This is a genomic window from Streptomyces sp. NPDC005281 (assembly GCF_040607495.1).
Classification (GTDB): domain Bacteria; phylum Actinomycetota; class Actinomycetes; order Streptomycetales; family Streptomycetaceae; genus Streptomyces.
In genome coordinates, this window is sequence record NZ_JBEXGX010000047.1 from 39058 (window position 1) to 45057 (window position 6000).

The window sequence follows — 6000 nt, forward strand, 5'->3', positions numbered from 1 at the left end:
CCCAGCCATTCGGCCCACAGACCTGGGCGGTCCACATGGCCGAAGACGTTCGACGGTCGAGCGGTCTTTCGGGGTTCCGACTCCCGGCCACCGCCGCGAAGAGCGGCCTTGCGGGCGCGGGAGGGGCGGCCGGGTATGCCTGTGGCCCCCCACCAGCCGGTGAGAGGCCACAGCGCGCGTTTCCGCGGCGTCGCTTACTTCTTGTTACGACGCTGAACGCGAGTGCGCTTGAGCAGCTTGCGGTGCTTCTTCTTCGCCATCCGCTTGCGCCGCTTCTTGATAACAGAGCCCACGACTACCCTCGCTCACTTCTCTTTACTCGGTGCTGGGCTGCATGGGCCCACACGACCTATGAGGGGCCAGCCTACCCGTCCGAGAGCCGAGGTCGTAATCGAGGTGTTTTCCGGGAGACCGCGAACGGTCTCCCGGAACGCCGTCAGGCGGTCTCCACCCCCACATAGCTCTCGCGGAGGTACTCGTGAACCGCTTGCTCCGGCACCCGGAAGGACCTCCCCACCCGGATCGCCGGCAGATGACCGCTGTGCACCAAGCGGTACACGGTCATCTTCGACACTCGCATCACCGAGGCGACTTCCGCCACGGTAAGGAACTGAACCTCGTTCAGAGGCCTCTCGCCTGCAGCCATGTCACACCTGAACCTTCCGCACTCGACGGCCACCGGCTTCCCCTTCCGGTGACTCTTCGTCGTTGCGCACTCACTCCCCAATGTAGGGGCGGGTGATGCGAGTGGGGAAGAGGGGATGCCGTCGGCCGCCTACTGTGACAGACACGCTCGATTGAGTACATAGCGAGTAAGCGGTCGGTAGTAATCAGACCGCACAGCGTCATCAAGCGGAACGACGACGGACACCCGCCCCTCTGCCTCACCGACGAACAGCGCGGGATCGTCCGTATCGGCCAGACCGATGGCCTCGAACCCCAGCTGACCTGCCCCGCAGACCCATCCGTGGTCCCCGATGACGAGCTCCGGGAGGGGGTCTCCGCGCTCCGCGGCGGCCGCCAGAACGGTCCGAACCGGGAGTGGTGAATGGGTGTGTGCGCCGGTCGCACGCCCGGTGGCCCCCGCCTCCGGTTCGCGCACCAGCGCGACACCTTGTACGTAGTCGAGGTTGTACGTGCGTAGACCGAACCGGGTCGTTATGTCGATAGAGCTACCCTGCGCGGGGGTGAGGACGGTACATCCAGCCGCCGACAAGGCGTCCGCGAGAGCGGCGTAGAAATGGATCAGCCGGTGCGGATGACCGGTACCGAGAAGCACGGGGTGACGGCGGCGGGCGGCTTCGGCGAGCCGTTCCGCGAAGGCGTCGAGAGCCGCCAGGGTCCGCTCCGGGTCGATCACATCATGCCCCGAAGTGTGCGACGGATCAGCCGAGACTCCGCATTTGTCGGCCATCAACTCGATCAGATCCCGCTGACACCAAGTCCATTCGGGGTCGAGTCCGAGCATCAGACGAGGGTCACGGGCCGCGAAGAGCCGGTAGCTGCGCAGGCTCTCCTCGCGCGACGTGGCCACGGGGCCGGCCAGCCGGGCGGCCAGCAGATGTGCACGCAAAGCTCCGGTGCTCAACACGTCAACATGCTGACGCATCCCCAAGTGCCTTATGGGCAAAATGAGGAATATGCCCCACAGTTGGGCTAATAGTCCGCTGTGGGGCGGGGGGAACCCGAGGCCGGGGTCGGGAGCCGGGGGCCGGGGTCGGGAGCCGGGGGCCGGTCGGGAGCCGGAGGCGGGAGCCAGAAGCTGGGGGCCGGGTCGGGAGCCAGAAGCCGGGGCCGAGGCGGGAGCCCGACGCCAGGGGCCGCAGACCTCAGGCCAGGGGCCTACGGGAGCATCCCTCGCAGGGGGAACACGGCCTTGCGTGTCGCCACGATCGCCTGGTCGAGACGGTCCGCCGGGTCGTACCCCGACTCCCAGTCCTTCCAGGACACCGGCGACCGTCCGTCCGTCATCCGCATCGGCGCCAACTGCCTTGTGCGGGCGAAGACCTCCTGCCGCCAGCTCTCCGGGATCATCGTCTCGGGCTCGACGGGACGGCCCGCGGCCACGGCCACGAGATGCGTCCACGAGCGCGGCACCACCTCCACCACCGCGTAGCCGCCGCCCCCCAGCGCGACCCAGCGCCCGTCGGCGTACGAGTGCGCCAGGTCGTGACAGGCGACCTGCACCGCCCGCTGCGCGTCGAGCGAGACGGCGAGGTGCGCGAGCGGGTCCTCGAAGTGGGTGTCCGCGCCGTGCTGGGTGACCAGAACCTGCGGCCGGAAGTCGGCGATCAGCTCGGGCACCACGGAGTGGAAGGCACGCAGCCACCCCTCGTCCCCGGTGCCCGCCGGCAGCGCCACATTGACGGCCGTGCCCTCCGCGCCGTCCGCCCCGGTCTCCTCGGGCCATCCCGTCTGCGGGAACAGCGTCCGCGGATGCTCGTGCAGCGAGATCGTCAGGACCCGCGGGTCCTCCCAGAAGGCCGCCTGGACGCCGTCACCGTGGTGCACGTCGACATCGACGTACGCGACCCGCTCGGCGCCCAGCTCCAGCAGCCGGGCGATGGCGAGAGCGGCGTCGTTGTAGACGCAGAACCCCGAGGCGGCACCGGGCATCGCGTGATGCAGGCCGCCCGCGAAGTTCACCGCGTGCAGCGCCTCCCCGCGCCACACGGCCTCCGCCGCCCCCACGGACTGCCCGGCGATCATCGCGGACACCTCGTGCATCCCGGCGAACGCGGGATCGTCCATGGTCCCGAGGCCGTACGACGGATCGGCCGAGGCGGGATCGGCGGACGCGGCCCTGACCGCCGCCACATAGTCCTCGCGGTGCACCAGCCGCAGGGTCGAGTCGCCCGCGGGCTTCGCCGCCACGACGTCGACGGCCCGGTCGAGACCGAAGGCGTCGACGAGTCCCCGGGTCAGCCGGAGCCGCACCGGATCCATCGGGTGGTCCGGCCCGAAGTCATACCCCGTTACTGCCTGGTCCCACATCAACTGTGCGCGGCCGCTCATGCACGTCACCGTATCGGTCCGGTTGAGGATCGAACGAGCGGGCGTACCCCAGGGTCGCCAGGACCAGCACCATCGGTACGAGCATGGCCCCCCGGTAGTTCCACGCGTCACCCAGCGCGCCCACCAGCGGGGACCCGACCAGGAATCCGACGTAGTTGAAGATGTTCAGCCGCGCGATCGCCGTGTCCGACGCACCGGGGAAGAGCCTCCCGGCGGCCGCGAAGGTCTGCGGCACGATCACGCACAGCCCGAGCCCCAGCAGGGTGAACCCCAGCATGCCCACCCCGGCCCCCGGCGCGATCGCGACCACACCGAACCCGAGCGCGGCGACCACGGCACCCAGCCGCACCACCGCCACGGCCCCGAACCGCCGCACACCGAAGTCCCCGACGGCGCGCCCCACCAGCGTCATCACCATGTAGACGTTGTACGGAACGGTCGCCATCTGCTCCGAACTGCCCAGCACGTCCTTCAGGTACTTCGCGCTCCAGTTGGAGACCGTCGAGTCCCCGATGTAGGCGAACGTCATCACCAGGCACAACGGCAGCAGCAGCTTGAAGACGAGCGGACCGGTACCGGCACCGGCCTCCGTGTCCGCCTTGCCGTCCGCGCCCGCCTTGCCGTCCGCACCAGCGCCTCCGTCGACGTACCACCGGCTCCCCACCAGAGCGAGCGGCAGCAGCACCAGCACGACCGGCAGATACGACACGAAGAGCGACAGGTGCCAGTGCGCCCCGGCCCACGCTAGCGAGGCGCCCACGATCCCGCCCAGGCTGTACGCGGCATGGAAGCCGAGCATGATGCTGCGCCCGTACGACCGCTGGAGGCTCACCCCGAGCATGTTCATCGAGGCGTCGAGACCGCCGACCGCGAGGCCGAAGGCGCCGAGGGCGACCGCCACCTCGGCGAGCTGGTCACCGGCGCCGACACCGAGCAGGGCCAGCAGCACGACGGGCTGCGACCACCGCAGGATGCGGCTGGGACGTATCCGCTTGACCAGATGCTCGGTGGTGACGCTGCCCAGCCCGGCGAGGACCGGGACGGCCGCCAGGAACAGCGGCAGGAGCGCGTCGGAGATCCCGTAGCGGTCCTGGATGGCCGGGATACGCGTCACGAGCAGCGCGAAGGCGGCACCCTGAGCGAAGAAACTGAACGCCAAAGAGGCCCTACCGCGCCGCAGCACATCTGTCATGGCGGCGAGCGTAGGGCCCCGGCTTACCGGTGGGTAGATCAAGCCGAAGATGAATTTTGCTCAGCTCTTCGGGAAGGGACTGTCGAGGTCCTCGTGGCGAACCCGTCCGGGTCCCGGTCCGGGACCCTCTAGATCCTCGTGACGGAACCGTGCGGGTCCCGGTTTCGGGGCGGTTCAGCTGTGCGTCCGGGCCCCGCCGGCCAGTTCCTGCTCCAGCATCTTCTCCATCGGGACGACCGCCAGGCGGCCGCTGATCAGGAAGGCGAGGACCATCGAGGCGATCATGACGACCGTGCCGAGCCAGACCATCGTGTCGATCGGCAGCGTGTAGGCACCCACGACCCGCGCGACGCACTCACCGAGCAGGACGGTGCCCCACACCAGCGAGAAGGCCCGCTCGGCCTTCCGGAACCGCTCGGAGCCGGCCGCCAGCCGGTCCCAGGCGGCGGCCCGCGCCGCGTCACCCTTCACCAGGAACGGCTTCATCCCCGCCGTCATCATCGGCCGCCCGAACCTCACGGACAGCAGGACGGAGATCCCGATCACGCTGCTGACCCCGCTGTCCTTCGCCAGCATCAGCCGCGGGCCGCCGGCGACCAGGCTGAGCGCGAGCCCCACCACGTTCACGCACAGGATCAGCGCGGCCAGGGCGTTGGCCTTGCGCTCCTTCACCACGCTCCACACGGTCCGCACGGCCGGCACCACACTGCTCCAGCCGAGGGCGGCCATCGTGCTCATCCCGAACCCGTTCTTGAGCAGGTAGTACGACCCGACGGGCACCGCCACGTCCACGATCAGCGGCAGGAAGCTCGGCCGGGGGCCGGCGGTCTCCCGGGTGGTGGCCGTGCCCACTCGAGCGGCGCGAGCGGTCTCTCCGGTGCTGATCTCGGTGGCGGTGATGCTCATGATCGGGTCCCTCCGTCGTCGCTGTGCACGTCCCGTTTCGATGTACTCACCTTCGCGGTCCGGCCCCGCCCTCCGACAGAATCGATCGTCCGGAGCTCGGCATGACAAATGTCAGCGCCGGACGATGGGTGCCGTCATTTCAGCAGGTCAGCCAACTCCCCCATGTCGGAGAAGAGTTGAGTGGCATCGGCGAGCCTTGTGGCCGACGTCATGGCGGTGAACCCGTACACGTCCATCCCGGCCGCGTTGGCCGCCTGGACGCCCAGCGGACTGTCCTCGACGACGGCACACCGCTCGGGCCGTACGCCCATGCGTTCGGCGGCGTGGAGGAACAGATCGGGGGCCGGCTTGCCCCGCCCGACGTCCTGCGAGCTGAAGACGCGTCCCTCGTCGAACCACCGGTCGAGCCCTGTCGTCCGGTGCCCGACCCGGATGCGCTCATGGCTCCCGGAGGAGGCCACGCAGTAGGGCACTCCGTCGGCGGCCAGCTTCTCCAGCACCTGACCGGCACCGGGCACGGGCTTCAGCTCTCGTTCGAACGCGGCGAAGACCCGCGCGTGGAACACGTCGTCGAAGTCGTCCGGAAGCCGCCGGCCGGTGCGCTCCAGGACCAGGTCGTGGATGCGGTGCATCGCGGAGCCCATGTAGTCGCGCAGGGAGTCCTCGTAGGAGGTGGGGTGTCCCAGTTCCGTGAGATAGGCGGCCAGCAAGGTGTTGGAGATCGGCTCGCTGTCCACGAGGACGCCGTCGTTGTCGAAAATAATGAGGTCGTAGCGCATAACAAAGACCCTAAACGCAGAAAACCCCCGTACCGGTATCCCCGGTACGGGGGTTTTCTTCAAAATTTGTTCGGCGGCGTCCTACTCTCCCACAGGGTCCCCCCTGCA

7 protein-coding genes are annotated in these 6000 nt (G+C 69.0%); all 7 read right to left on the reverse strand.

Translation table 11 applies throughout. The features are described 5' to 3' along the window. Positions 1-194: 194 nt before the first annotated feature. Positions 195-293 (reverse strand): AURKAIP1/COX24 domain-containing protein, encoded by a 99-nt coding sequence (locus tag ABZV42_RS38625; RefSeq protein WP_003948845.1) that lies wholly within the window; start codon positions 291-293, stop codon positions 195-197. Between the two features lie 143 nt (positions 294-436). Then, positions 437-646, reverse strand: a complete 210-nt coding sequence (locus ABZV42_RS38630) for a helix-turn-helix domain-containing protein (protein ID WP_093781815.1) — start codon at positions 644-646, stop codon at positions 437-439. A gap of 129 nt (positions 647-775) precedes the next feature. After that, the gene (locus ABZV42_RS38635; protein WP_355991294.1) at positions 776-1591 is read right to left on the reverse strand and encodes a phosphatase; all 816 of its coding nucleotides are present in this window, start codon (positions 1589-1591) and stop codon (positions 776-778) included. Between the two features lie 251 nt (positions 1592-1842). After that, positions 1843-3015 (reverse strand): acetoin utilization protein AcuC, encoded by a 1173-nt coding sequence (locus tag ABZV42_RS38640; RefSeq protein ID WP_355991283.1) that lies wholly within the window; start codon positions 3013-3015, stop codon positions 1843-1845. After that, on the reverse strand, positions 2966-4207 hold the full coding sequence (locus tag ABZV42_RS38645; protein WP_355991286.1) for an MFS transporter: 1242 nt from the start codon (positions 4205-4207) through the stop codon (positions 2966-2968). Before ABZV42_RS38645 ends, ABZV42_RS38640 begins: the two co-directional genes overlap by 50 nt. A 174-nt stretch (positions 4208-4381) precedes the next feature. Beyond that, positions 4382-5113 (reverse strand): VC0807 family protein, encoded by a 732-nt coding sequence (locus ABZV42_RS38650; protein WP_356056248.1) that lies wholly within the window; start codon positions 5111-5113, stop codon positions 4382-4384. A gap of 134 nt (positions 5114-5247) precedes the next feature. Beyond that, complete coding sequence (locus ABZV42_RS38655) at positions 5248-5892, reverse strand: HAD family hydrolase (protein ID WP_356056251.1); 645 nt, start codon at positions 5890-5892, stop codon at positions 5248-5250. Between the last annotated feature and the right edge of the window lie 108 nt (positions 5893-6000).